Consider the following 24,438-nt stretch of genomic DNA (forward strand, 5'->3'; position numbering starts at 1 on the left):
CGTCGACCCGACGGGCGGGCGCCGCGCGCGCCTGCGGCGTGATCGGACATCATGGGGCGGTGAGCGGACTCCTGGTGCTGGCCGCGACCCCGATCGGTCGCCCCGAGGACGCCTCGGCGAGGTTGCGCGACGAGCTGGCGGGCGCGGACGTGGTCGCCGCCGAGGACACCCGCCGGTTGCGGCGGCTGGCGGGCGAGCTGGGCGTGGAGGTCGCGGGCCGGGTGGTCTCCTACTTCGAGGGCAACGAGGCCGGCCGCACCGCCGGCCTGGTCGAGGACCTCGTCGCGGGACGTCGGGTGCTGCTCGTCACCGACGCCGGCATGCCGTCGGTCTCGGACCCCGGTTACCGGCTCGTCGCCGCCGCCGTCGAGGCCGGCGTCCGCGTGACGTCGGTGCCGGGTCCGAGCGCCGTGCTCACCGCCCTGGCCGTGTCAGGCCTGCCGGTGGACCGCTTCTGCTTCGAGGGGTTCCTTCCCCGCAAGGCCGGGGAGCGGGCCCGGCGGCTGCGCGAGCTGGCGCAGGAGCCGCGGACCCTGGTGCTCTTCGAGTCCCCGCACCGCACCGAGGCGTCGCTGCTCGCGCTGGCCGAGGCGTTCGGGGCGGACCGGCCGGCGGCGGTCTGCCGCGAGCTGACCAAGACCCACGAGGAGGTCGTACGCGGTCCGCTCGGCGAGCTGGCGACCTGGGCGGCCGCCGGGGTGCGCGGCGAGGTGACGTTGGTGGTGTCGGGCCGCACCGGCCCGGCGGTCGGGCACGTCGACCCCGGTGACCACGACACGCTGCGGGCCCGGGTCGCGTCCGAGGAGGAGACCGGCCTCACCCGCAAGGAGGCGGTGCGCGCCGTCGCGGAGAGCACCGGAGTGCCGCGCCGTGAGGTGTACGACGCCGCCCACCGCGTCGCGCACGGGCCGTCCCGGCCCGACCTCGACCGCCCCGACCCGACGCAGGAGTGAGCGTGCCCGACCCCGTACCCGCCCCCGACCGCGCCCCCGACCGCACGACCCGGCCGCCGGCGCCCGAGCCGCTGCCGCACCCGGTGGTCGACAACCACTGCCACCTGGACATCACCTGGGACGGGGCCGAGGAGCTCGCTCCGGAGGAGGCGCTGGCGCGGGCCGCGGCCGTGGGGGTGCCGCGCATCGTGCAGATCGGCTGCGACCTCGCGGGAGCGCGCTGGGCCGAGGACCTGGCTTCGAGGTTGCCGGGGGTCGTGGCGGGCGTGGCGCTGCACCCGAACGAGGCGCCGAGGTTGGCGGAGTCCGGTGGGCTGGAGGAGGCGTGGGAGGAGATCGCGGCGCTCGCTCGCTCGCCCCACGTCCGGGCGGTGGGGGAGACCGGGCTCGACCACTTCCGGACGCCGCCGCCCGGGCGGGCCGCCCAGGAGGACAGCTTCCGCCGGCACGTCCGGCTCGCGAGCGAGCTGGGCAAGACCCTGGTCATCCACGACCGCGACGCCCACGACGACGTGCTGCGGGTGGTCGACGACGAGGGCGCGCCGCCCCGCGTTGTGATGCACTGCTTCTCCGGCGACGCGACCTTCGCGCGTGCCTGCCTGGAGCGTGGGTTCTGGCTCTCCTTCGCCGGGACCGTGACTTTCAAGAACGCCGGTGCCCTGCGCGAGGCGTGCCGCGTGACACCGGCGGACCGGCTGCTGGTGGAGACCGACGCGCCCTTCCTCACCCCCACCCCCCACCGCGGGCGGGCCAACGCCTCCTACCTCGTGCCGCTCACGGTGCGTCGGCTGGCCGAGGAGCGCGGCGACGACCTGGCCACCCTCTGCGCGCAGGTCGAGGCCAACACCTTCGCGGCCTTCGGAGGGCCCTGGGCCGCGGCCGGATCGGGCTAGACCTCTCGGCCGTCAGGTCGTTAGTCCTGAAACGGACAGGCACTCAGTCCCATCAAACGGGACCAAACGGGTCGATCACGATTTGGCAACGGCCCGGACACCGGTTACGGTCGACCGACCAGCCGGGAGCGGGAGATTCCTGGCGGCACGCCTGTGGGAGAGCATCACGCCCGGCCCGGACGACGACGTCCGCCGGACCCAGGACTGTGCCGCGCCGCGGCCCGGGGAGCACGAGCATGGGAGACGCGTGACCTCAGTCGCCTCCACCACCCCGTCCACCTCCTTCCTGCGGCGTCGCCGCACCCTCGTGGTCCTCGTGACAGCAGTGACCCTCGCCCTCGTCGGCGGCCTCGTCACCGCGATGGCCATGGAGCGCACCACCGTCACCCTGTCGATCGACGGCACCGCCTCCGAGGTGAGCACCGACGCGGAGACCGTCGGCCAGCTGCTGGCCGCAGAGGGCGTCGAGATCAGCGAGCGCGACGTCGTCGCGCCGGGCCCGGACACCGCCGTGACCGAGGGCACCCGCGTCGCCGTGCGCTTCGCCCGTCCGGTCGACCTGACCGTCGACGGCGACACCTCGCGCCACTGGGTCACCGCGACCGACGTCACCAGCGCGCTCGACCAGATCGGCGTCCGGTACGCCGACGCGCGGCTGTCCTCGAGCCGCAGCGCGACCATCAGCCGCAGCGGCATGAACCTGCGCGTGGTCACCCCCAAGACCGTCAAGCTCGTCGTCGGCGCCACCAAGCCGCGCCGCGTCGAGGTGGCGGCCACGACCGTCCGCCAGGCGCTGGACCTCCGCGACGTCACGGTCGACCGGTGGGACCTCGTCTCCCCGCGCCCCAACACCACGCTGGACGACGGCGACACGGTCCGCGTCACCAAGGTCAACTACATCGAGCGGACCGTGCGCAACGAGTCGCTCGCCGTGCCGACGCAGACCCGCTCCACCGACGAGCTCTACGAGGGCGAGGAGCGCGTGGTCCGCGCGGGTCGCAGTGGCGACCGCGACGCGACGTACCGGCTCCGCTGGGTCAACGGCGAGCTGCGCTCCCGCTCGCTGGTGAGCGTCAGCGACGTCAACCGTCCCGTGGCGCGCATCGTCGAGGTCGGCACCAAGGAGGAGGCCGCGGTCGAGGCCTTCGCCTCGGGCAACACCGTCTGGGACGCCCTGGCCGCCTGCGAGTCCGGCGGCAACTGGGCCATCAACACCGGCAACGGCTACTACGGCGGCCTGCAGTTCAACCTCGGCACGTGGCAGTCCTACGGCGGCACCGGCCTCCCGAGCGAGAACAGCCGGGAGACCCAGATCGCGGTGGCGACGCGCCTGCGCGACGCCAGCGGCGGCTACGGCGCCTGGCCGCACTGCTCGGCGCAGCTCGGCCTGCCGCAGTGACCGAGCTGGTGACCCGGCTCGTGACCCGACCGGGCACCGACTGAGACCGTCCGCGCGGACCGGCCCCCGTCCTGCGACGGGGGCCGGTGCACGTCCGGCCGCTAGGCTCGAGCCCTCATGACCCCCCACGACGCGACCGCCGGACCCGGTGCGCCGCGACTCCTCGGGCCGGTGGAGGTGCGCGAGCTCGCCGAGCGGCTCGGGGTGCGCCCCACCAAGCAGAAGGGGCAGAACTTCGTCATCGACGCCAACACCGTGCGGCGCATCGTGCGCGCCTCCGGCGTCGGTCCCGACGACGTCGTCCTCGAGGTCGGCCCCGGCCTCGGGTCGCTGACGCTGGCGCTGCTGGCGGAGACCCGGCGCGTGGTCGCGGTCGAGATCGACCCGGTCCTGGCGCGCGCCCTGCCGGCCACCGTCGCCGCCCACGCCCCCGACCACGTCGCCGCCTGCGAGGTCGTCGAGGCCGACGCCCTGCGCCTGCAGGAGCTGCCCGGTCCCGCCCCGACGGCCCTGGTGGCGAACCTGCCCTACAACGTCTCGGTCCCGGTGCTGCTGCACCTGCTGGCGCTGCTGCCGTCGCTGGAGCGGGGGATGGTCATGGTGCAGGCGGAGGTCGCCGACCGGCTGGTCGCCCCGCCCGGGTCACGCACGTACGGCGTTCCCTCGGCCAAGGCGGCGTGGTTCGCCGAGCTCCGGCGCGCCGGCTCCGTCGGCCGCTCGGTCTTCTGGCCCGCGCCGAACGTCGACAGCGGGCTGGTGGCCTGGGACCGGCGCGAGCCACCCGCCACGACCGCCGCCCGCGCCGACGTCTTCGCCGTGGTGGACGCGGCGTTCGCCCAGCGCCGCAAGACCGTGCGCGCCGCGCTCAAGTCCGTCGCCACCACCGAGCAGGTCGAGGCGGGCCTGGCCACCGCCGGTGTCGCGGCCAGCCGGCGCGGCGAGGAGCTCGACATCGCCACCTTCGCCGCCCTGACCGAGGGGCTCCTGGCGGCGGGGTGGTCACGATGACCTCCGAGATCCGCGTCGTGGCCCCGGCCAAGATCAACCTCTCGCTCGCCGTCGGCGGGGCCGGGGAGGACGGCTACCACCGGCTGGCGACCGTCTACCACGCGATCGGCCTCTTCGACGAGGTCGTGGTGCGCCCGGCCGGCAGGACGTCGGTGACGGTGTCCGGCAGCGGCGTCGACCTCGACGCCGTGCCCACCGACGAGCAGAACCTGGCCTGGCGCGCGGTCGCGGCCCTGTCCGCGCACGTCGGCCGGGACCTCGCCGTCCACGTGCACGTGCACAAGAACATCCCCGTCGCGGGCGGCCTCGCCGGCGGCAGCACCGACGCCGCGGCGACGCTGGTCGGCCTCGACGCGCTCTTCGAGCTCGGGCTCCCGCGCGCGGACCTGATGCACGTGGCCGCTGGCCTCGGCAGCGACGTGCCCTTCTGCCTCGTCGGCGGCACCGCCGTCGGGACCGGTCGCGGCGAGCTCGTCGCGCCCGTGATGGCACGCGGCAGCTACTGGTGGGCCGTGGTCCCCGGGGAGGGCGGTCTGTCCACCCCCCGGGTGTACGCCGAGTTCGACCGGCTGGCCGGTGACACGGACGTGCCCGAGCCCGAGCTGCCCGAGGACCTCCTCGGCTCGCTGCTGGCCGGTGATGCCGGAGCGCTGGGGTCCGCCCTGGTCAACGACCTGCAGCCGGCCGCGCTGTCCCTGCGTCCCACCCTGACGGTCCCGCTCGACGCCGGCCGCGACGCCGGCGCCCTGGGGTCGCTCGTCAGCGGCTCCGGTCCCACCACCGTCTTCCTGTGCGCCGACGCCGACCACGCCCGCGAGGTGCGCGACCTCGTCGTCGCCGCCACCGGCGCGGCCACCGGGTTCGTGGTGCCCGGGCCGGTCCCGGGCGCCAAGGTCTCGGCCGCCCGGCTCGCTGAGGGACCCCGCTGACGTGGCTGCTCCGCAACGCCCGGCCGGGGCGAACCTGGTCAACCTCGAGCGCGTCTCCCAGGCCTACGGCGTGCGCCCGATCCTGTCGGGGGTGAGCCTCGGGGTGGGGGAGTCCCAGCGCATCGGTGTGGTGGGCCGCAACGGTGACGGCAAGACCACGCTGCTGCGGATCCTCGCCGGGCGCGAGCAGCCCGACGAGGGGCGGGTGTCGCGCTCACGCGCGACCCGGATCGGCTTCCTGACCCAGGGCGACGACCTCGACGACGCCGCCACGGTGCGCCACGCGGTTCTCGGTGACAGCGCCGACCACGAGTGGGCCGCGGACGCGTCGCGCCGCGAGGTCGTCGAGGTGCTGCTGGCCGGCGTCGACCTGGAGCGGACCGTCTCCGGCCTGTCCGGCGGTGAGCGGCGGCGCTGCTCCCTCGCCCGGCTGCTGCTCGGCGACGACACGCTGCTGCTGCTCGACGAGCCCACGAACCACCTCGACGTCGAGGCGGTCGACTGGCTGGCGCGTCACCTGAGCGCCCGGACCTCGGCGCTCGTCGTCGTGACCCACGACCGGTGGTTCCTCGACGCCGTGTGCACCGAGACCTGGGAGGTCCACGACGCCCAGGTCGACCTCTACGACGGCGGCTACGCGGCGTACGTCCTGGCCCGGGCGGAGCGGCAGCGGCAGGCCGACGCGACCGAGAGCCGGCGGCAGAATCTGGTCCGCAAGGAGCTGGCCTGGCTGCGTCGCGGCGCCCCGGCGCGCACCTCGAAGCCGAAGTTCCGCATCGACGCCGCGACCACCCTCATCGAGGACGAGCCGCCGCCGCGTGACGCCCTGGCGCTGCAGCGCTTCGCCACGCAGCGCCTCGGCAAGGACGTGCTCGACGTCGAGGACGTCGACCTGGTGCGCGGCGAGCGGCGGTTGCTGAGCCACGTCACCTGGCGCCTCGGCCCCGGGGACCGGGTCGGCCTCGTCGGCGTCAACGGCGCCGGCAAGACCTCGGCCCTGCGGCTGCTCAGCGGCGACCTCGTCCCGGGCTCCGGGCGGGTGCGCCGAGGACGGACCGTGGCGCTGGCGCACCTGACGCAGGACGTCACCCCGGTCGACCCCGAGCTGCGGGTGCTGGCCTCGGTGGAGCGTGTGCGCCGCGTGACGCGCACCGTCGACGGCGAGATCACCGCGACCTCGATGCTCGAGCGCTTCGGGTTCACCGGCGACCGGCTCACCACCCGGGTCGGGGACCTCTCCGGAGGGGAGCGACGACGGCTGCAGATCCTGCGGCTGCTGCTCGACGAGCCCAACGTGCTGCTGCTCGACGAGCCCACCAACGACCTCGACATCGACACCCTGAACGTCCTCGAGGACTTCCTCGACGGATGGCCCGGGACCCTGGTCGTGGTCTCCCACGACCGCTACTTCCTCGAGCGCACCTGCGACACCGTGTGGGCGCTGCTCGGCGACGGCTCGCTGGCGATGCTCCCGCGCGGGGTGGAGGAGTACCTCGAGCGCCGCCGGGCCTCGCAGGGCGGTGGCACCCCTGGTGCCGGCAGTCCCGGGTCGGTCACGACCGGCGGTCCGGGGCTCGGTCCCCGCAACGGCTCGGTGGCCGGCTCGGGCGTGGGCACCGCCGAGGTGCGCGAGGCCCGCAAGACCATGCAGCGGCTCGAGCGACAGGTCGCGAAGCTCCAGGGCGACGAGCGCCGGCTGCACGACCAGCTCGCCGCGCACGCCCACGACTTCGAGCGGCTGGCGTCGCTCGACGCCGAGCTGCGGGCGCTGGTGGCGCGTCGCGAGGAGCTCGAGGAGGAGTGGCTCGAGGTCGCCGAGGTGGCCGAGGGCTGAGGCCGTCCGTCGGTCGGCGGGTCCGTGCGCTCAGGCCCGCCGCACGGTGTCGTCGTGCTCGATCCGGGTGAGCAGCACCCGCAGGGTGTCGGCGAGCGCCCGGTGCTCGCCGCGGTCCAGCGAGGTGAGGAGCGCACGCTCCTGGTCCAGGAGCAGCGCGAAGGCGCCGTCGACCCGGTCGCGGCCCTCGGGGGTGAGGCGGACCCGGACGCTGCGACGGTCCTCGGGCGCCGGGCCGCGGGCGACCAGGCCGCGCGCGGTGAGCCGGTCGACGCGGTTGGTCATCGTGCCGCTGGTCACGAGCGTCTCGCGCAGCAGCTGCCCGGGGGAGAGCTCGTAGGGGTCGCCCGCGCGACGGAGGGCCGCCAGCACGTCGAACTCCCACAGCTCGAGGTCCTGCTCGGCGAAGGCGCGGCGCCGGGCGACGTCGAGGTGGTGGCTGAGCCGGCTGACGCGGCTGAGGACCTCCATCGGGGTCAGGTCGAGGTCGGGCCGCTCACGCTGCCAGGCCGCGACCAGCCGCTCGACGTCGTCGCTCATGCCGCCAGGGTAGCGCCCGTCAAGAATCTTGACATCAAGATAAATCTGGCGCAGAGTGGCGGGATGACCGAGGAACGCGCCCACCGCTGGGACCCGCAGCTCTACCTGGCCCACGCCGACGACCGGGCCCGGCCCTTCGTCGAGCTGCTGGCGCGCGTCCAGCGCCCCGGGGACGCGGCCCCTCGTCGAGTCGTCGACCTCGGGTGCGGCCCCGGCCACCTGACCGCCCTGATGGCCGAGCGGTGGCCGCAGGCCGTGGTGCACGGACTGGACTCCTCCTCGGAGATGGTCGAGGCGGCCCGGCGCGACGTCCCGGCCGACCCGCGTCTCAGCTTCGAGGTCGCCGACCTCCGGTCCTGGCGCCCCGAGGAGCCCGTCGACCTGATCGTCAGCAACGCCACCCTGCAGTGGGTGCCGGACCACCTCGCACTGCTGCCCCACCTCCTCGCACAGCTCGCCCCCGGCGGCACGCTCGCCTTCCAGGTGCCGGGCAACGAGCAGGCGCCCAGCACGCTGCTGCGCCGCGAGCTGGCCCGTGACCCCCGCTTCGCGCCCTACCTCCACGGCGTGGCCGAGGTGGCCGCCCACGACCCCGCGGTCTACCGCGAGCACCTCGCGCCGGTGGTGGCCGCGACGGGCGGCAGCGGCGCCGAGGTCGACGCGTGGGAGACGACGTACCTGCACGTGCTGGCGGGGGAGGACCCGGTCTTCGAGTGGCTCAGCGGCACGGGCGCGCGCCCGACGCTGCAGGCGCTCCCCGACGGCGGCGACGACAGCCCGCGCCGCCGGTTCGCGTCCGAGCTGAGGGCCGCGCTGCGCACGGCGTACCCCGCGAGCGAGCACGGCACCGTGCTGCCGTTCCGCCGGGTGTTCGTCGTCGCGCACCTCTGAGGCGAACTCGGGTGCGCCCGGAGCCCGGGACTGACAGGCTGCGCGCATGCGTCTCGTGGTCGTCTTCGGTCCGCCCGCCGTCGGGAAGATGACGGTGGGGCGCGAGATCTGCGCCCGCACCGGCTTCAAGCTGCTGCACAACCACATGACGATCGAGCCGGTGCTCGAGATCTTCCCCTTCGGCTCGCCGCCGTTCGACCGCATCAGCGGCGGGCTGCGCCGCGACGTGGTCCGCGAGGCGGCCGAGTTCGGCCTGCCGGGGCTCGTGCTCACCTTCGTGTGGGGCATCGAGCTCGAGGGCGACGCCGAGACCGTCGCGGAGTACGACGAGATCGTGCGCAGTCGCGGGGGGACCGTCGACTACGTCGAGCTGTACGCCGACCTCGAGGTGCGCCTGGAGCGCAACGTCACCGCCGAGCGCCTGGAGCACAAGCGCAGCAAGCGTGACCTCGAGTTCAGCCGCAAGAACCTGCTCGACCTCGAGGAGACCTTCACCCTCAACACCGACCCGTCCGGGACCGGCGACACGCTCGCCGACCGGTTCCTCGTCGGCCAGGAGCACCTGAGGGTCGAGACGTCGCAGCTGCAGGCGGCGGAGGTGGCCGACCGCGTCGTGGCGGAGCTGGGCATCCTCGCCGAGCCGGAGCTCGGCGGCACCGCCGTCCGCCCGGCGTGACGGCCGGTCACTCCCGGAGCGCGTCCCGGTTCTCGCGGTACCACGCGACGGTGGACTCGATCCCGTCCCGCAGGCCGATGCGCGGCGTCCACCCGAGGGTGGCGAGCGTGCTGACGTCCAGGCGCTTCTGCGGCGTGCCGTCCGGACGGCTCGTGTCCCAGGTCGTCGCCCCGTCGTAGCCGACCACGTCGGCGATGACCTCGGCGATCTCGGCGATGGTGGCGTCCTTGCCCGTGCCGACGTTCACCTGGCCGGGACCGTCGTAGTGCTCGAGGAGGAAGAGGCAGGCGCGAGCCATGTCGTCGACGTGGAGGAACTCCCGGCGTGGACTGCCGGTGCCCCAGTTGGTGACGTCGCGGGCGCCCGCAGCGACGGCTTCGTCGTACCGGCGGATGAGGGCGGGCAGCACGTGCGACCCGGTTGGCGAGAAATTGTCACCGGGCCCGTAGAGGTTCGTGGGCATCGCGGAGATCCAGGGGACGCCGTACTGGCGGCGAGCGGCCTGCACGTGGAGGATGCCGGCGATCTTGGCGATGGCGTAGGCGTCGTTGGTCTCCTCCAGGTGCCCGGTGAGGAGGGCGTCCTCCTGGATGGGCTGGGCGGCGTCTCGGGGGTAGATGCACGAAGACCCGAGGAACAGCAGCCGCTCCACGCCCGTCTCCAGCGCGGCGTCGAGGACGTTCGTCTGGATCCGCATGTTCTCGGAGAGGAAGTCGACCGGGAAGCTCTGGTTGGCCAGGATGCCGCCCACCTTGGCCGCTGCGAGCACGACGTACCGGGGACGGGTGCGGTGGAAGAACTCGAGGACGGCCGTGCGGTCACGCAGGTCGAGCTCGCGGGACGGCAGCCCGACCAGACCGGTGAAGCCCTCGTGCTCGAGGTGCCGCCATACGGCGGAGCCGACGAGCCCGCGGTGCCCGGCGACGTAGAAGGTGGCGTCCCGGTCCAGCGGTGCCAGGACGACGGGCGACGTCACGACCGGATGCGGCCCACCTGGGGCCAGCCTTCGAGCGGGGGTTGGTCGATCCAGGACGTGCCGGCGTGCGCCAGCTCCTCGATGTCGGCGTCCACCATCAGGCGCACGAGGTCCTGGGCGTGGACGTCGGCCTTCCACCCGAGCTTCTCGCGCGCCTTCGTGGGGTCCCCCACGAGGGCGTCGACCTCGGTCGGACGGAGGTACCGCTCGTCGAAGCGCACGTGGCGCTCCCAGTCCAGGCCCGCGTGCTCGAACGCCGTGACGACGAAGTCCCGCACGCTGAACTCGACACCGGTCGCCAGCACGTAGTCGTCCGGCTCGTCGGCCTGCAGCATCCGCCACATGCCCTCGGCGTACTCCGGGGCGTAGCCCCAGTCGCGCACCGCGTCGAGGTTGCCGAGGAAGAGGTGGTCCTCCACGCCGGCCTTGATGCGGGCGACGGAGCGGGTGATCTTGCGCGTCACGAAGGTCTCGCCGCGACGGGGGGACTCGTGGTTGAACAGGATCCCGTTGACGGCGAAGGAGCCGTAGGCCTCGCGGTAGTTGCGCGTCACCCAGTAGGCGTAGACCTTGGCGGCGCCGTACGGCGACCGTGGGTAGAACGGCGTCAGCTCGTTCTGCGGAGGAGGGGTCGCCCCGAACATCTCGGAGCTCGACGCCTGGTAGAAGCGGCAGTGGATGCCGGCCATGCGCACCGCCTCGAGGAGGCGCATCGCCCCGATCCCGGTGGTGTCACCGGTGTGCTCCGGCTCGTCGAAGCTCACGCGCACGTGCGACTGGGCCGCGAGGTTGTAGACCTCGTCCGGCGCGATCTTGTGCAGGAGCGTGATGAGCCGGGCCCCGTCGGAGAGGTCCCCGTAGTGCAGGAACAGCCGGGCGTCGGGATCGTGCGGGTCCTGGTAGAGGTGGTCGATCCGGCGGGTGTTGAAGGTGGAGGCCCTCCTCGTCAGGCCGTGCACCTCGTACCCCTTCGACAGCAGCAGCTCCGCGAGGTACGACCCGTCCTGCCCCGTGATGCCCGTGATCAGCGCGCGCTTCACTCACCCTCCCCATTGATGCCAGACGCTCCCCCGGAGCGGGAGTCTATAGCAGGAGCTGCACGGGTCAGCGGTGCTTCCAGGCGAGCCTCAGGAAGGCGACGTTGCCCAGCAGGTAGCGCCGCCACAGGCGCCGAGGTTCCACGGCCAGCCGGAAGACCCACTCCAGACCGAGCCGCTGCATCCACGTCGGGGCCTCCCGGACCCGACCGGCCAGCATGTCGAAGGCGGCGCCGACGCCGACGCACGTCACGTTCAGGCGACGGGACAGCTCGTGGGCGAGGAGGTCCTGCTTCGGGACGCCCAGCGCGACCCAGACGATGTCGCTCTCGGAGGCAGCGACCCGTCGCCGGCAGTCCTCGACGAAGGCCTCGTCCAGGGGGCCGAACGCGGGGGAGTAGGTCCCCGAGATCTGCACGCCGGGGAAGCGGGCGTCGAGCTCTGCGGACAGAGCGGCCAGCGTGGGATCGGTGGTCCCCAGCAGGAAGTGACGCAGTCCGCGCTCCCGGCCTGCGTCCAGGGAGTCGACGAACAGGCTCGGTCCGCGCACCCGGCCGCCGTGCCGGTACCCGCCGCGGCGGAGCACCCGCATCGTCCCGGTGACGGACGCGCCGTCGGGGAAGGTCACGCCCTCGCCGTTCAGGACGGCGAGGTACGGCGGCTCCCTCGCGGCCAGCACGGCGCTCCAGGCGTTCGCGAGACGGACGCTGGGGCGCTCCTGGTCGCCGACGCAGACGTCGAGCAACCAGGCCACCGCCGCGGGCGCGCTGGTGTCGGCGAAGTCGATGCCCGCGACGCGCACGGTGTCGAAAGCCGAGGGTCTGCTGCGGGTCATGCCGCCCACCAGATCACGGATGAACCCTACGATGGTCGCCCCACGCGACGGAGGACGACCGACGGAGGACGACTGTGACGACGGCTCGCCTCACCTTCGTCAGCGTCGTCTTCGGCCCCGAGGTCCCTCTGCTCCGACTCCAGGCCCGGTCCTTCGCGGCGTTCGCGCACCCCGACGTGGTGGCGGAGGTGATCGTGCTCGACAACACCGCCGGGGGCATGGCCCGCAAGGAGCAGCAGGCCCTGGTGGCGGACTTCGGCGTGCACGGTCCCTCCGTGCGGGTCCTCCGAGGGCGCGAGGTGATGAAGGTCCCCGCGACCACCGGCTGGCGGTCGCAGCAGGTCCTCAAGCTCGGGATCGCCGAGCAGGTCGGCACCCCGCGCTACGTCGTGCTCGACGCCAAGAACCATCTGGTCGCCCCGCTCGGGGGCGACTTCTTCGAGGCGCCCGACGGCCGCATCCGGATGGGCCTGCCCCACTCCTACGCCGCCCACTCCCTGCGACCGAGCCTCGAGCGTGTCCTGACCTACCTGGGACTCGACCTGTCGCTCGTGGACCGCTTCACCACCACGGCCACCCCCTTCGTGCTCGACACCGCGACGGTGCGCTCGCTCGTCGAGGAGCTCGGGGCCCCCACGGGGCGGTCCTTCGCCGAGGAGTTCCTCGACCACGACCTGACGGAGTTCTTCCTCTACAGCGGCTGGGTCAGGGCGAGCGGCCCGTGGGAGGAGCTGTTCGACTTCCAGCCCGTCGAGTGCCCGGTGCTGTGGCCCCGCAACGCCACGGAGGAGGGCGTCGCGGCGGTCTCGTGGTGGGTGTCGGAGCGCGGCACGCCGTTCCTCGGCGTCCACCGGCGCGCCCTGCTCCGCCTGGACCCTGCCGGCCTCGAGGCCCTGGCGTCGATGTGGGCCGACGCGGGGCTGTTCGTCTCGGCGGAGGACGCGGCGACGTTCATCACCGACTTCCGGCGGTCGTGCGTGCGTGCGGAGCGGCGCGCCCACCTGCGGGAGGCTCCCGGGGCCCTGCGCCAACGGTTGAGGCGTCTCCGCGGCTCCACCGGCACACCCCGACCGGGTGCGTGACCCCTCTGCCTGGGCGCGAGGCGGCCGGGTTGCCTAGGCTGACCCCGCCGGCGGTCAGCATCCGCCGGTCTATCCCCGGTTGGTCTGCCGGCAGGGCCCGCCTGACTTTGAATCAGGACAAGCGACGTAGGTTCGACTCCTACCCGGGGAGCAAGGTTTCGTTGCCGCGCGGCTGCGGAGCCGGTCGTGACAGAGTGACCGCGTGAGCTCGAATCCCACTGCCGTGATCGTCCTGGCCGCGGGTGCCGGCACCCGCATGAGGTCGAGGACCGCCAAGGTGCTGCACCCGGTGTGCGGTCGCAGCATGCTCGCCCACGTGGTGGCGGCGGCGACGGCGGTCGAGCCGCGACACCTCGTGGCGGTCGTCGGGCACGGCCGCGAGCAGGTCGGTCCGCACGTGCACGAGCTGGTGCCCTCGGCCCTGCTGGCCGTGCAGGAGGAGCAGCTCGGCACCGGGCACGCCGTACGCGTGGGGCTCGACGCGCTGGCGGAGGCGCTCGGCGGGGCCGCGGGCCTGGACGGCGCCGTCGTGGTCACCACCGGTGACACCCCGCTGCTCGAGGGCAGCACCCTGGCCACCCTGCTGGCGGTGCACCGTGACGGCGGGCACGCCGTCACCCTCCTGACCGCGGAGCTCGGCGACCCCACCGGCTACGGCCGGGTGCTGCGCGACGCCGACGGATCCGTGCGCGAGGTCGTGGAGCAGAAGGACGCCACGGCCGAGCAGCGCGCGGTCCGCGAGGTCAACGCCGGCATCTACGTCTTCGACGGTCCCTACCTCGCCGAGGCGCTCGGCCGGCTCTCGTCCGACAACGCACAGGGGGAGTACTACCTCACCGACGTGGTGGGGATCGCCCGCCGGGACGGCGTCCGTGTGGGGGCGCACCTCACCGACGACGTCGACCAGACCGAGGGCGCCAACGACCGGGTGCAGCTCGCCGACCTCGCCGCCCGGCTCAACCGACGCACGCTGGAGCGCTGGATGCGTGCCGGCGTCACCGTGGTCGACCCGACCTCGACGTGGATCGACGTGACCGTGACGCTCGAGCCCGACAGCACGGTGCTGCCGGGTGTGCAGCTGCTGGGGACGACGACGGTCGCCGAGGACGCCGTCGTGGGGCCGGACAGCACGCTCACGGACGTCGAGGTCTCCCGGGGTGCCCGGGTGGTGCGCACGCACGCCGAGCTCGCCGTCGTCGGCGAGCAGGCAACGGTGGGCCCGTTCAGCTACCTGCGGCCGGGCACGGTGGTCGGGGCCGGCGGCAAGATCGGTGCCTTCGTGGAGGCCAAGAACGCCCAGCTCGGGGACGGTGCCAAGGTGCCCCACCTGTCGTACGTCGGCGACGCCGAGATCGGCGCGGGCACCAACATCGGCGCCGGGACGATCTTCGCCAACTACGACGGGGTCGCCAAGCACCGCACGGTGGTCGGGCGTCACGCGCGGACCGGGTCGAACAACACGTTCGTCGCCCCCGTGCACATCGGTGACGGAGCGGTGACCGGCGGGGGCACGGTGGTGCGCGAGGACGTGCCGGCCGGAGCCCTGGCCGTCTCCTCGCCGCCGTTGCGGATCATCGCGGACTGGGTCGCGCGCCGCCGGGCGGGGAGCGCCGGCGACCGGGCCGCCCGCGAAGCGCACGGTGCCGACGGGGCGCCTGGTGCGCGCGGCGGCACCGGCGGGGAGTGAGACCCGTCCCAAACCCCGCTCCCGGTGTGCGGGAACCCGCCCCGCTGGGTCACAATCGCAGCAGCGCCGAACGAGGAGAGACTGCACTGTGAGCAGCATCACCAGGACGACCGAGAAGAACCTGATGGTCTTCACGGGCCGAGCCCACCCCGACCTCGCGGAGGAGGTGGCGGCGCTCCTGGGGATCTCCCTGGTGCCGTCGTCGGCCTACGAGTTCGCCAACAGCGAGATCTACGTGCGCTTCGAGGAGTCCGTCCGCGGCAGCGACGCCTTCGTGATCCAGAGCCACACCGCTCCGGTCAACGAGTGGATCATGGAGCACCTGATCATGGTCGACGCCCTCAAGCGGGCCTCGGCCAAGCGCATCACCGTCGTGATGCCGTTCTACGGCTACGCGCGCCAGGACAAGAAGCACCGAGGTCGCGAGCCGATCTCCGCCCGCCTGATCGCCGACCTCTTCGCCACCGCGGGTGCGGACCGCCTCATCGCGGTCGACCTGCACACCGCCCAGATCCAGGGCTTCTTCGACGGCCCCGTCGACCACCTCATGGCCCTGCCGATCCTCTCCGACTACGTCCGCGAGAAGTACGGCCACGAGGACCTCGCGATCGTCTCGCCGGACGCCGGCCGGATCAAGGTCGCCGAGCAGTGGTCCGCCCGGCTCAACGGCGCCCCCCTGGCCTTCATCCACAAGACCCGCGACGTGACGCGCCCGAACGAGTCGGTGGCCAACCGGGTCGTCGGCGAGGTCGCCGGTCGCATCTGCATCCTGGTCGACGACATGATCGACACCGGTGGCACCATCGTGAAGGCCGCCGAGGCCCTCATGAAGGACGGCGCCGCCGGGGTCGTCATCGCCGCGACGCACGCGATCCTCTCCGACCCGGCGGTCGACCGCCTCAAGAACTGCCCGGCCGCGGAGGTCGTCGTCACCAACACGCTGCCGATCTCCACCGACCGCCACTTCGACAAGCTCACGGTGCTGTCGATCGCCCCCCTCATCAGCCGGGCGATCCGCGAGGTCTTCGAGGACGGCTCGGTGACCTCGCTCTTCGACGGCCAGGCCTGAGCCCGCCCGCGTTCACCCGCCGCGCGCGCTCATCGCGTGGGCGTAGACGGCCTCGGCGCGTCGCACCCACGACCGCGCCGTGAACTGCTCGGCGAACACGTGGGTGCACCGCTCGCGGAGCCCGGGGAACGCGTCCGTAGCCCGCCGTACCCCGCCGGCGACGTCGTCGCGGGCCACGGCGAGCCCGACCCCGAGCTCGGTCACCGACCGACCGGCCGGGACGTCGTCGAACGTGAGGATCGGCGTCCCCACCGACAGCGCCTCCAGGCACACCAGGGCGAGCCCCTCGAGCCACACCGAGGGGAACACCAGCCCGCGAGCCTCGCCCATCAGGTCGCGGAGCCGGTCGCCGTCCACCCGGCCCAGGCAGTCGACGTCGGGATGCTCGGGAAGAGGACGGTCGGGGTCGAGCGCACCGGCCACGAGCAGACGTTGCCCGGCGGGCCAGTCGCGGACCAACGCGTGCAGGCCCTTCGACGGATCGGTGCGACCGGCGTAGATCCAGGTGTCACCTCCCGGCCCCGGTGACGAGGCGGCCGTGGTGAAGTTGTCGAGCACGGTGAGCTTCTCGGCCGGTACGCCGGCGGCGACGTACTCCCGGCTCATGCCGTCGCTCAGGGTCGTGACGACGTCCGCCCGCACCAGGACCGGGTCCCGCGCGAAGCGTGTGCCGGTCGCGACGGGAAGGGTCGCGAGCCGGCTGCCGCGGTAGCACCCGTGCCGGACGGCCGGCCGCGTCGAGCCGGACTCCGGGCAGTCCCGGCAGGTCCCGCCGTCGCGGAACAGGGTGGCTGCCGGGCAGATGGGGCGGTAGTTGTGCATCGTCGCGACCACCGGACCGTCCCAGGAGCGCAGCCACCGCCGCCCGAAGCTGGGGAAGAGGTTGTGGACGTGCACCACGTCGGGACGGAACCGTCGCAGCTCCTCCTCCGGGGAGGGGCCGAGGCCGGTGGCGACCGTGACGGCGGCCTCGAGCGGGTAGGTGCGCCGCTGCTGCCGCTGGTCCGTCGACTGCGAGACCACGACGACGTCGTGACCCGCCTCGCGCAGCGCCGAGGCCTGTGCGTCGACGACCTGGTTCTCGCCGCTGGGCACGTCCGAGGAGTAGTAGCTGTGAACCAGGGCGATCCTCAGCGGGACTCCTCAGTCGGCCGGTCGGGGGACGACGGTAGCGCAGCCCCGACCGACATGCACGCGATCCACGGTCGCGCGGGCGCGGTGCCCCTAGGGTGGCGTGACGCACGATTCCGGAACGGGGGGCACATGACCGAGCAGCGGCGCAGGCGGAGACCTGGCCGGTGGGTGCTGGGTGTGCTCGTGCTGCTCGTGCTCGGCACCGCCTGGCAGACCTGGATCATCGGATCCTCCCTGCTGGAGGCGCGTCAGGAGCTGCGTGAGCTGGTCGACCGGGTCGACGCCCAGGACCCCGAGGGCGCGACCGAGGCGGCGCGCCGCGCCGACGACGCTACGTCGCGCGCCGACTTCCACAGCCACACCCCGGTCTGGTGGCTCGCGCAGTACCTGCCGGTCGTCGGCGACGACGTGGAGGCCGTGCGGGTGGTGAGCAGCGCCGCCCACGACCTGACCGAGGGGGTCGTGTCGCCGCTGGCCGAGGCCGGCCTGACCCCCGACCAGTTCAAGCCGCAGGACGGCCGACTCCCGATCGAACCGGTGCGCAGGGCCGCGGGCGTGCTGGACGAGGCCGCGCCTCGGGTGGCCGACGCGGAGGAGTCCGCGGGAGATCTGGAGACCTCGGGGCTCGTCGCCCCCCTGCGTGGGCCCGTCGTGGAGCTGCAGTCGATGTTGGGCGACGCCTCCCGCGTGACGCGGGCGGCCGCGATCGCCGCCGACCTCCTCCCCTCCATGCTCGGAGGGGAGGGGGAGAGGCGCTACCTGGTCGCCTTCCAGAACAACGCCGAGGTGCGCGCGACCGGGGGCATGCCGGGGTCGCTGGTGACGCTCACCGCGCGCGACGGCCGGCTCGAGATGGGGCGGTCACTGACGCCGGCCGCGTTCGAGGGCAACGGGCGCATCGTGGAGCCCACGCCGGCCGAGCTGGAGCTGTTCCAACCGCGCTACTTCGTGAGCGGTCGTCCGACGTTCAACCCCGACTTCCCGCGCAACAGCGAGCTCTACGAGGCCTGGTGGAAGACGACCGGCCGGGACCCGATCGACGGGGTGATCACGATCGATCCGGTGGCGCTGTCCTACCTGCTGGACTACACGGGTCCCATCACCCTGCGGGACGGGCAGGTGCTGACCCGGGCGAACACGGTCGACGTCATGCTGCGGGACTCCTACGCGAACCTCAGCATCCAGGAGCAGGACAAGTTCTTCGCCGACGCGGCGCGCACGATCTTCGACACGATGATCCAGGCGGACGGCTCGGCGGCCGACCTCGTCGCTGCCCTCAGCCGTGGCATCGACGAACGCCGGGTCGCCGTGTGGTCGGCGCGGCCGGAGGAGCAGGACCGGCTCGCGGGTGAGGACATCGCCGCCGAGCTGCCCCAGGAGACCGGCCGTCCGGAGATCGGGTTCTACGTCAACGGCGAGAAGGGCGACAAGCTCGGCTACTACCTCCACGTGGACACCGCCGTCACTCCGGGACCGTGCGACGAGGAGGACCAGCGGATGGTCGTGGACGTGACGATGCGCTCGAGCGCACCGGCGACGGGTCTGCCCGACTACGTCTACGGCGACCGGCTGCCCGGGCTGCCCGCTGCCGGGATGCGCAACCGCGTCTACCTCTACGCGCCGACCGGGGGACGGGTCGACGCGCTCACCGTCGACGGCGAGGAGGTGGCGGTGACCCGGGTGGTCCAGGGGACGCGGCCGGTCGCCTTCACGACCCTCGACCTCAGGCCGGGTGCCACCGTGAAGCTGCAGTACGCCGTCAGTGCTCCCCGCGAGGACGGTGACGTCCGTGTGCTGAGCACCCCGTTGGCCGACGGCACCGGTGGGGAGTCGTTCGTCGACTCAGCGTGCGGCTGAGGTCACGGGCTGTCGGCGTCGACGGGGCCCGTGATTCTGTCGTACTTCCGGACCGCCAGCAGGCGGTAGAACGCCCGCTGGGGCAGGACGAACCAGAGCACGGTCTTCGCCACCAGCTGGGCCTTCCCGCGTGGCCGCCGGGTCTCGCGGACCCGCTGCCGGACGACGGCCAGGTCGCCGTACTGCGACGACGTGCCGCCCAGCTCGAACTCGGTGACCACCTGAGGCACGAACCTGCCCCCGACGAGGTCGATGGCGCGGCGGGTGAAGTTGCCGTCCGACGCGACCGCGATCGACAGGTCGTAGCGCAGGACGGTGTACGCGCGGCGCGGATAGGCGGTCGCGGGGTGCGGGGCGGCCGCGAGGACGCCGTCCGTGCGGTTCCGGGCCGGGCGCAGGTAGCGGTCGTCGCCGAACCGCTCGACCACGTGTCCCACGACGACCTCCGTGCCGCGCAGGAACGTGCTCGGGTCGAAGGTGGGCAGGTACACGTCGCCCGCGTTGAGGAACATCACGAAGTCGCCGGTCGCGCGATCGAGCCCCTTGTTCATCGCGTCGTAGAGCCCGTCGTCGGGCTCGCTGAGAAGGTGGACGCGGGGGTCCGCCTCGGCAGCCACCACCTGACGGACGTCGTCGGTGGTGCTCCCGTCGATGACCCAGTGCTCGGCGAGGTCGAGGTGGGGCCGCACGCTCGCGAGCGTGCGGCGGAGACCGACCGGGTCGTTGAACACGACCGTGACGACGGTCAGGAGTGGCGTCATGGCCCTATAGTCTCCCAGCGTCGGACGTGGCGCCGTCGCTCGGTGCCGAACGCGTGGGGAGGGGAAAGACCGTGACCCTCGACGACGCGGTGCCGCAGCGGCGCCTGAGGGTAGCCATGTCGGCGTACGGGTGCGACCCGGCGGGTGGCTCGGAGCCCGGAGCCGGGTGGGCCTTCGCGGTCGCTGCTGCACGTCACAGCGACGTCTGGGTCTTCGCCCACCCCCGGTGGAAGCCCGCCATCGACGCCGTCCTCGCGCAGGACCCGGAGCTCGCCGAGCACCTCCACGTGCGGCACGTGGCTCTCGGTCGGACCCTGACCCGACTCCGACGGAGGCCGTCCGACGTCTACTGGTACTACTTCCTCTGGCAGCGGAAGGTCGGCAGGATCGCCGTCCAGATGCACGAGGAGGTCGGGTTCGACGTCGCCCACCACGTCACGTTCGCCACCGACTGGATGCCGGCCGGCCTCTCCCGCCTCCGCGACGTCCCGCTCGTGTGGGGCCCGGTCGGCGCCGCGGCCCGGCCGCCGGTCTGGCGGCTGCGGCGCTGGCTCGGTGCGCGCGGCTTCGTCGTCGAGGTCGTGCGACTGGTCGTGACCGACGCCGTCAGGCGCGTGTACGGCGACCCGGTCGCCCGGAAGGCGTCCGTGGTCGTCGCCCAGAACGAAGCAGTCGCGCGGCGGTTCGCCTTTGCGCGACGCGTCGTGCTGGAGCCGAACTCGGCCATGGGTCCAGCCCTCGACGGCGTGCGCCCGGGGCGGCCGGTCTCCGGGAGGAGGACGGCGCTGTACGTGGGCCGCCTGATCCCCCTGAAGGGCGTCCGTCTCGCGATCGAGGTGATGGCCCACCCGCTCGTGGACGACTGGGACCTGAGGCTGCTCGGCGACGGCGCAGAGCTGGACGTGCTCCGGCGCCGGGTGCACGAGCTCGGCCTCACGGACCGGGTCCACTTCCTGGGCCACCTCCCGCGCACGGAGGTCCTCGAGCAGTACGCCTCGGTCGACGCCCTGCTGTTCCCGTCCTTCCGCGACCAGGCCTCGTGGGCCGTCGCCGAGGCGTCGACGGCCGGCTGCCCGGTCGTCTGCCTTCCCCTGGGTGGTTCCCCCCTTCTCGCCCATGTGAACGGCTACGTGGCCGACCTGGACGGCGACGTGGTCGAGAACCTGGCGCGTGAGCTGGTGCGGGCTGGTGCCAGGGGTGGCACGCCTCACGAGCGGTGGTCGCGGGACCGCCTCCCGGGGCTCGTCGACGAGTGGTACGCCACCGCGCGAGGAGACGCCGAGGCCGGGTGAGTTCGGGCGGTCCTCGTCACCGACCGGGGCGGCCGTACTCCGCAGGACCGGCGCGCAGGGCACCGCTCATGACCCCCCGTGCGCGGTGGACCATCCAGAGCCCCCGCGCGTGCGTGCGGTCGTCGCGCAGCAGGAGCCCGAGGCAGGACTGAGCAGCACCCAGGACGAGGCGGCCCGACCCGCTGATGAGCAACGTCAGCCGCAGCCACCCGCGCTGCCGTCCGGTCCGGGCGAGGTGGGTCGCGACGAGGCTCCGGGTCTGCCCGTGGTACCAGGCCCGTTGCAGCACCCAGCTCCGTGTGCTGCGTTCGGCGGGCACCAGGTCGTGGACCGCGCCCTCGCGGCAGAAGACGATCCGTCCCCCGGCGCGGACGAGCTGCGCGCTGAACAGCGTGTCCTCGCCACCGTGCAGTCCGAGGGACGGGTCGAAGCCGACACCGAGCCGCCGGACCCGATCGATGTCGATGAGCATGTTGTTGGTGCCGGCGACGTCCACGGGCGTGCCGGTCGCGAGGTCGCGCCGGTCGAAGAACCGGCCCGAGGCGACCCACGGGCTCGGAGGAGCCGCGAACCGCGGCAGGATCCTGCCCGCCACCACGTCAGGGCGCCCCTGCTGCCACCACGTCGCGACCATGGCGAGGAGCCACCCCGTCGCCGGCTCCTCGTCGTCGTCGATGAACTGCAGCACGTCGACGTCGGCGCTCTCCTCGAGGGCACGCTGCCGACCGGCGGCGATGCCGGGGGTCCGCTCCAGCACGTAGCACACCTCGGGGACCGCGGCGCAGACGTCGCGGGCGCTGCCCTCGGGGTCGTTGTCGACGACGAGGACGTCGCCGGTGCCACCGGTCCAGGCGCACAGCTCCTCGACCTGGGTCACGAGCTGGGGCAGCAGGTCCGCGAGAAGCCCCTGGCGCTGGTAGGTCAGGACCGCGACCCGGGCGTGCAGCGCACCTCCGCCCCGCCCGTACGGCGTGGAGCGCGAGGTCATGACCGGATGTACTCGGTGACGACACGCCCGGTGGCGCCGCTCAGGAGTCCGAGCCCAGCAGCCACGTGACACTCGCCTGTCGCGCGCTGGCCGATGTCGGACGTCACCCGTCCCCGGACGGTCAGCAGGACGCCGCGCGCGACCCGCACGGCCCCACGGGCCATGAGGGTCACCCAGGTCCGGACCAGCTCCCGGCGCGAGTCGGCGAGCTCGAGGTGGACCCGGCTCCACACGTTCCCCACGCGTCGGTTCCGACGCAGCACCCACCCACGTTCCGCGCGATCGGGGGGCACCGCCTCGCGTGCCTCCGCCTCCTCGCACCAGCGGATGACGCCTCCTCGCCTGCTCAGCGTCCGGCTCAGCAGGGTGTCGCTGCCGCCGGTGAGCCCGTAGGCGTCCGAGAACTCCAGAGCCTCCCGTCGCAGCGTCGCGAGGTCGATCAGCAGGTTGCCGCTGGCCGCGCCCGCCAGGACCGTGCCCGTGACCCGGGTGACGCGGCGGAAGGTCGGGCACTCCCGGACCCAGGGGGAGACGTCGCCCACGAGGACGGGCACGGTCGGACCGGCGACGGCGTCACAGCCGTAGGACTGCCAGGTGCTGACGAGCGCCTCGAGCCAGCCCGCCGTCGGCTCCTCGTCGTCGTCGATGAAGACGACGGCGTCGGCGTCCGCTGCCTCGTGGATCGCGCGGTTGCGGGCCGCCGCGATGCCGGGGCGGGGCTCGTGGACGTAGCGGACCGGAGGGTCGGGCCAGGCGGCGAGAACGGAACGCCCCGACGCCTCGGGGTCGTTGTCGACGACCACAACGCGGGTGCCCGGCCCGAGGGCGGTCGCCTGCTCGACGACCATCGGCAGCATCCGGGCGAGGAGATCGGGGCGTCGGAACGTCGCAACGGCGACGGTGACGGTGGGGTCGGCAGCGGGCACCATGCTCCTTCGCGCATCCGTCGGCACAGCGGGCGGGCGCGGACCGGCGCCGCGCCCGTCAGGCACCCCCCGTCCGGCGCCTGCGAACAGGGAGTCCGCGCCGAGCGAACGAGAGGACGACCCGGACGTCGGAGCGTACCAGCGGGAGGAGGAGCCGGGCGGTGAGGAAGTACGTCGCCGCGGCACCGACACCGACGACCAGCTGCACGAGGGGAGGTGCCGGTACCCACGTGGCCGTGTGTGCCGCCAGCCCGCAGGGGAGGGCGACCAGGGTGAGCGTCAGCAGCACGCGAGTGACGAGGGGCGAGGTGTCCAGACGCGTCACCCTCCCGACGTGCCAGAGACCGACGGCCCAGGCCAGCACGCTTCCGGCTGCGACGCCCCAGGCCACGCCCACTGCGCCCCAGGGCAACCCGGCGAAGATGGCCAGGACGCTGAGCACACCCGTGACCGTCCGCTGCCGGAACAGCGCTCCGGAGTGACCCCTCGCGAGGTAGGCCCACCACGGAACCGCGGCGAGCGCGCGGAACGGTCCGGCGACGGCCAGCACGGCCAGGATGGGAGCGACCCCGGTCCACCCGTCACCGAACACGACCAGGACGATCGGGTCGGCGAGGCCGCAGGAGATCGCGAAGACGAAGCCCGTGGTGTAGAGCAGCACGAGCTGGGCGCGTGCCAGGTAGCGCAGGAACAGCTCGTCGTCCGACTGCGTGTGGCGCAGCACCGGCAGCACGACGTTGTTCATGGGCGCGTTGATGTTCGCCAACGGCGTCGTCATCAGCTGGTAGGCGCGACCGTAGAGACCCAGGGGTGCTGCACCCGACACCACGCCGATCGCGACGTTGTCGACGCTGCGGGTGAGGTACCCGATCGCCTGCGTCCCGAGGACCCCGGCCCCGAACCCGAAGTAGCGGCGGATGCTCGTCCGGCGTCTGGGCCACCCGGGACACCAGCCACCCATGACGGCGAAGAGCACCCCTGCGGCGGCCGAGTTGACCAGCATCCCGGCCACCAACGCCCACACCCCGGCCCCGGCAACGGCGAGGCCGACGGTGACGCCGGCGGACAGCGCCTGGGCGACGAGGTCGCTCAGCCCCAGCGAGGCGAACCGGAGCTGACGGGCGAGTCCGGCCCGGAACTGCGTCGCCAGGCCGTTCAGGAGAAACAGCGGCGCGATGGCGAGCGTGATGTCCTGCACGCGTGGTTCGTCGTAGAGCAGGACGACGAGCGGGGCCGCGCAGGCCGCGAGCACGGCGCAGCCGAGCCCGGCGGCTGCGTTGGCCCAGAAGAGGTTGGTGCGCTCGTCGTCGGACAACGTCGGGCTCTGGACCGCCGCCGTCGACAGACCGAAGTCGCGCAGCAGCTCGGCGACACCGACGACGGCCGCCACCATCGCCACGAGCCCGAAGTCGGCCGGCACGAGCAGCCGTGCAAGGACGGCCACCGAGCCGAACTGGATCGCCACGCGACCGACCTGGGTGATCACCGTGACGGCGGTTCCCCGGGCAGCGACGGACCCCAGGTCCGCCGGTCGATCGTCCGGTGAGGCCTCCATGTGCTGCCCGGCTCCTCACGCAGTCGCAGTGCCGGGGACTATACCGGCGGCGGTCCCGGCCCCGGCTCGCGGGCGAGGGGGCCCCCGGTCACGCTTCCCGGGACCATGGGCCTGAC

The 24,438-nt window shown here is 73.4% G+C and carries 22 protein-coding genes and 1 tRNA gene; 14 read left to right on the forward strand and 9 right to left on the reverse strand.

Annotated elements, in window-relative coordinates:
- Positions 1-59 precede the first annotated feature (59 nt).
- The 6 genes from rsmI to G7072_RS02520 all read left to right on the forward strand — a co-directional run bounded on the left by rsmI (position 60) and on the right by G7072_RS02520 (position 7,016).
- Positions 60-953 (forward strand): 16S rRNA (cytidine(1402)-2'-O)-methyltransferase, encoded by an 894-nt coding sequence (rsmI, locus tag G7072_RS02495; protein ID WP_166084069.1) that lies wholly within the window; start codon positions 60-62, stop codon positions 951-953.
- Between the two features lie 2 nt (positions 954-955).
- Positions 956-1,846 carry a TatD family hydrolase gene (locus G7072_RS02500; protein WP_166084070.1) on the forward strand — a complete coding sequence of 297 codons (891 nt, stop codon included), beginning with the start codon at positions 956-958 and terminating at the stop codon, positions 1,844-1,846.
- A gap of 247 nt (positions 1,847-2,093) precedes the next feature.
- Positions 2,094-3,245 (forward strand): resuscitation-promoting factor, encoded by a 1,152-nt coding sequence (locus tag G7072_RS20175; RefSeq protein ID WP_277343393.1) that lies wholly within the window; start codon positions 2,094-2,096, stop codon positions 3,243-3,245.
- A 117-nt stretch (positions 3,246-3,362) separates the two neighbouring features.
- Entirely contained in the window at positions 3,363-4,253 is an 891-nt protein-coding gene (gene rsmA / locus G7072_RS02510; protein ID WP_166084071.1) for a 16S rRNA (adenine(1518)-N(6)/adenine(1519)-N(6))-dimethyltransferase RsmA, read from the forward strand.
- Complete coding sequence (locus G7072_RS02515) at positions 4,250-5,182, forward strand: 4-(cytidine 5'-diphospho)-2-C-methyl-D-erythritol kinase (RefSeq protein WP_166084072.1); 933 nt, start codon at positions 4,250-4,252, stop codon at positions 5,180-5,182. The genes rsmA and G7072_RS02515 overlap by 4 nt, the downstream gene beginning before the upstream one ends.
- 1 nt (position 5,183) lies before the next feature.
- Positions 5,184-7,016: an ABC-F family ATP-binding cassette domain-containing protein gene (locus G7072_RS02520; RefSeq protein ID WP_166084073.1), complete on the forward strand. Its 1,833-nt coding sequence runs from the start codon at positions 5,184-5,186 to the stop codon at positions 7,014-7,016.
- A 30-nt stretch (positions 7,017-7,046) separates the two neighbouring features.
- On the opposite strand, the gene G7072_RS02525 is transcribed toward G7072_RS02520, so the two are convergent.
- Complete coding sequence (locus G7072_RS02525) at positions 7,047-7,556, reverse strand: MarR family transcriptional regulator (protein ID WP_166084074.1); 510 nt, start codon at positions 7,554-7,556, stop codon at positions 7,047-7,049.
- 63 nt (positions 7,557-7,619) lie between these two features.
- Between G7072_RS02525 and G7072_RS02530 the strand changes: the two genes are divergently transcribed.
- Together G7072_RS02530 and G7072_RS02535 are read left to right on the forward strand one after the other, a co-directional pair.
- Positions 7,620-8,447, forward strand: a complete 828-nt coding sequence (locus G7072_RS02530) for a methyltransferase domain-containing protein (protein ID WP_166084075.1) — start codon at positions 7,620-7,622, stop codon at positions 8,445-8,447.
- Positions 8,448-8,493: 46 nt separating this feature from the next.
- On the forward strand, positions 8,494-9,123 hold the full coding sequence (locus tag G7072_RS02535) for an AAA family ATPase (protein WP_166084076.1): 630 nt from the start codon (positions 8,494-8,496) through the stop codon (positions 9,121-9,123).
- Between the two features lie 7 nt (positions 9,124-9,130).
- Here G7072_RS02535 and G7072_RS02540 read toward each other — a convergent pair whose 3' ends face one another.
- From G7072_RS02540 to G7072_RS02550, 3 genes are all read right to left on the reverse strand, one after another.
- Complete coding sequence (locus G7072_RS02540) at positions 9,131-10,099, reverse strand: GDP-L-fucose synthase (protein ID WP_166084078.1); 969 nt, start codon at positions 10,097-10,099, stop codon at positions 9,131-9,133.
- Entirely contained in the window at positions 10,096-11,139 is a 1,044-nt protein-coding gene (gmd, locus tag G7072_RS02545; RefSeq protein ID WP_166084080.1) for a GDP-mannose 4,6-dehydratase, read from the reverse strand. Before gmd ends, G7072_RS02540 begins: the two co-directional genes overlap by 4 nt.
- Positions 11,140-11,203: 64 nt before the next feature.
- Positions 11,204-11,971, reverse strand: a complete 768-nt coding sequence (locus G7072_RS02550; RefSeq protein ID WP_166084082.1) for a WecB/TagA/CpsF family glycosyltransferase — start codon at positions 11,969-11,971, stop codon at positions 11,204-11,206.
- 74 nt (positions 11,972-12,045) lie between these two features.
- Here G7072_RS02550 and G7072_RS02555 point away from each other — a divergent pair, with 74 nt between their 5' ends.
- The 4 genes from G7072_RS02555 to G7072_RS02570 all read left to right on the forward strand — a co-directional run bounded on the left by G7072_RS02555 (position 12,046) and on the right by G7072_RS02570 (position 15,809).
- Positions 12,046-13,053 carry a DUF6492 family protein gene (locus tag G7072_RS02555; protein WP_166084083.1) on the forward strand — a complete coding sequence of 336 codons (1,008 nt, stop codon included), beginning with the start codon at positions 12,046-12,048 and terminating at the stop codon, positions 13,051-13,053.
- A gap of 72 nt (positions 13,054-13,125) precedes the next feature.
- Positions 13,126-13,204, forward strand: a tRNA-Gln gene (locus G7072_RS02560).
- A 51-nt stretch (positions 13,205-13,255) separates the two neighbouring features.
- Positions 13,256-14,740 carry a bifunctional UDP-N-acetylglucosamine diphosphorylase/glucosamine-1-phosphate N-acetyltransferase GlmU gene (gene glmU, locus G7072_RS02565; RefSeq protein WP_166084084.1) on the forward strand — a complete coding sequence of 495 codons (1,485 nt, stop codon included), beginning with the start codon at positions 13,256-13,258 and terminating at the stop codon, positions 14,738-14,740.
- Between the two features lie 88 nt (positions 14,741-14,828).
- The gene (locus G7072_RS02570) at positions 14,829-15,809 is read left to right on the forward strand and encodes a ribose-phosphate diphosphokinase (RefSeq protein WP_166084085.1); all 981 of its coding nucleotides are present in this window, start codon (positions 14,829-14,831) and stop codon (positions 15,807-15,809) included.
- A 12-nt stretch (positions 15,810-15,821) separates the two neighbouring features.
- Here G7072_RS02570 and G7072_RS02575 read toward each other — a convergent pair whose 3' ends face one another.
- Entirely contained in the window at positions 15,822-16,904 is a 1,083-nt protein-coding gene (locus G7072_RS02575) for a glycosyltransferase family 4 protein (protein WP_166084086.1), read from the reverse strand.
- A 207-nt stretch (positions 16,905-17,111) separates the two neighbouring features.
- Between G7072_RS02575 and G7072_RS02580 the strand changes: the two genes are divergently transcribed.
- The gene (locus tag G7072_RS02580; RefSeq protein ID WP_166084087.1) at positions 17,112-18,800 is read left to right on the forward strand and encodes a DUF4012 domain-containing protein; all 1,689 of its coding nucleotides are present in this window, start codon (positions 17,112-17,114) and stop codon (positions 18,798-18,800) included.
- A gap of 2 nt (positions 18,801-18,802) precedes the next feature.
- Here G7072_RS02580 and G7072_RS02585 read toward each other — a convergent pair whose 3' ends face one another.
- Entirely contained in the window at positions 18,803-19,561 is a 759-nt protein-coding gene (locus G7072_RS02585; RefSeq protein ID WP_166084088.1) for a glycosyltransferase, read from the reverse strand.
- Between the two features lie 71 nt (positions 19,562-19,632).
- Here G7072_RS02585 and G7072_RS02590 point away from each other — a divergent pair, with 71 nt between their 5' ends.
- On the forward strand, positions 19,633-20,853 hold the full coding sequence (locus G7072_RS02590; protein WP_166084089.1) for a glycosyltransferase: 1,221 nt from the start codon (positions 19,633-19,635) through the stop codon (positions 20,851-20,853).
- Between the two features lie 16 nt (positions 20,854-20,869).
- On the opposite strand, the gene G7072_RS02595 is transcribed toward G7072_RS02590, so the two are convergent.
- From G7072_RS02595 to G7072_RS02605, 3 genes are read right to left on the reverse strand one after another with little or no spacing between them, the layout of a single operon-like run.
- A complete protein-coding gene (locus G7072_RS02595; RefSeq protein ID WP_166084090.1) occupies positions 20,870-21,841 on the reverse strand; it encodes a glycosyltransferase in 972 nt (323 codons plus the stop codon).
- A complete protein-coding gene (locus tag G7072_RS02600) occupies positions 21,838-22,767 on the reverse strand; it encodes a glycosyltransferase family 2 protein (RefSeq protein WP_166084091.1) in 930 nt (309 codons plus the stop codon). The genes G7072_RS02595 and G7072_RS02600 overlap by 4 nt, the downstream gene beginning before the upstream one ends.
- 58 nt (positions 22,768-22,825) lie before the next feature.
- Positions 22,826-24,322 carry a lipopolysaccharide biosynthesis protein gene (locus G7072_RS02605; protein WP_277343394.1) on the reverse strand — a complete coding sequence of 499 codons (1,497 nt, stop codon included), beginning with the start codon at positions 24,320-24,322 and terminating at the stop codon, positions 22,826-22,828.
- Positions 24,323-24,438: the final 116 nt, after the last annotated feature.

Origin of the sequence: Nocardioides sp. HDW12B, from assembly GCF_011299595.1 — a bacterium.
Taxonomy (GTDB): domain Bacteria; phylum Actinomycetota; class Actinomycetes; order Propionibacteriales; family Nocardioidaceae; genus Marmoricola_A.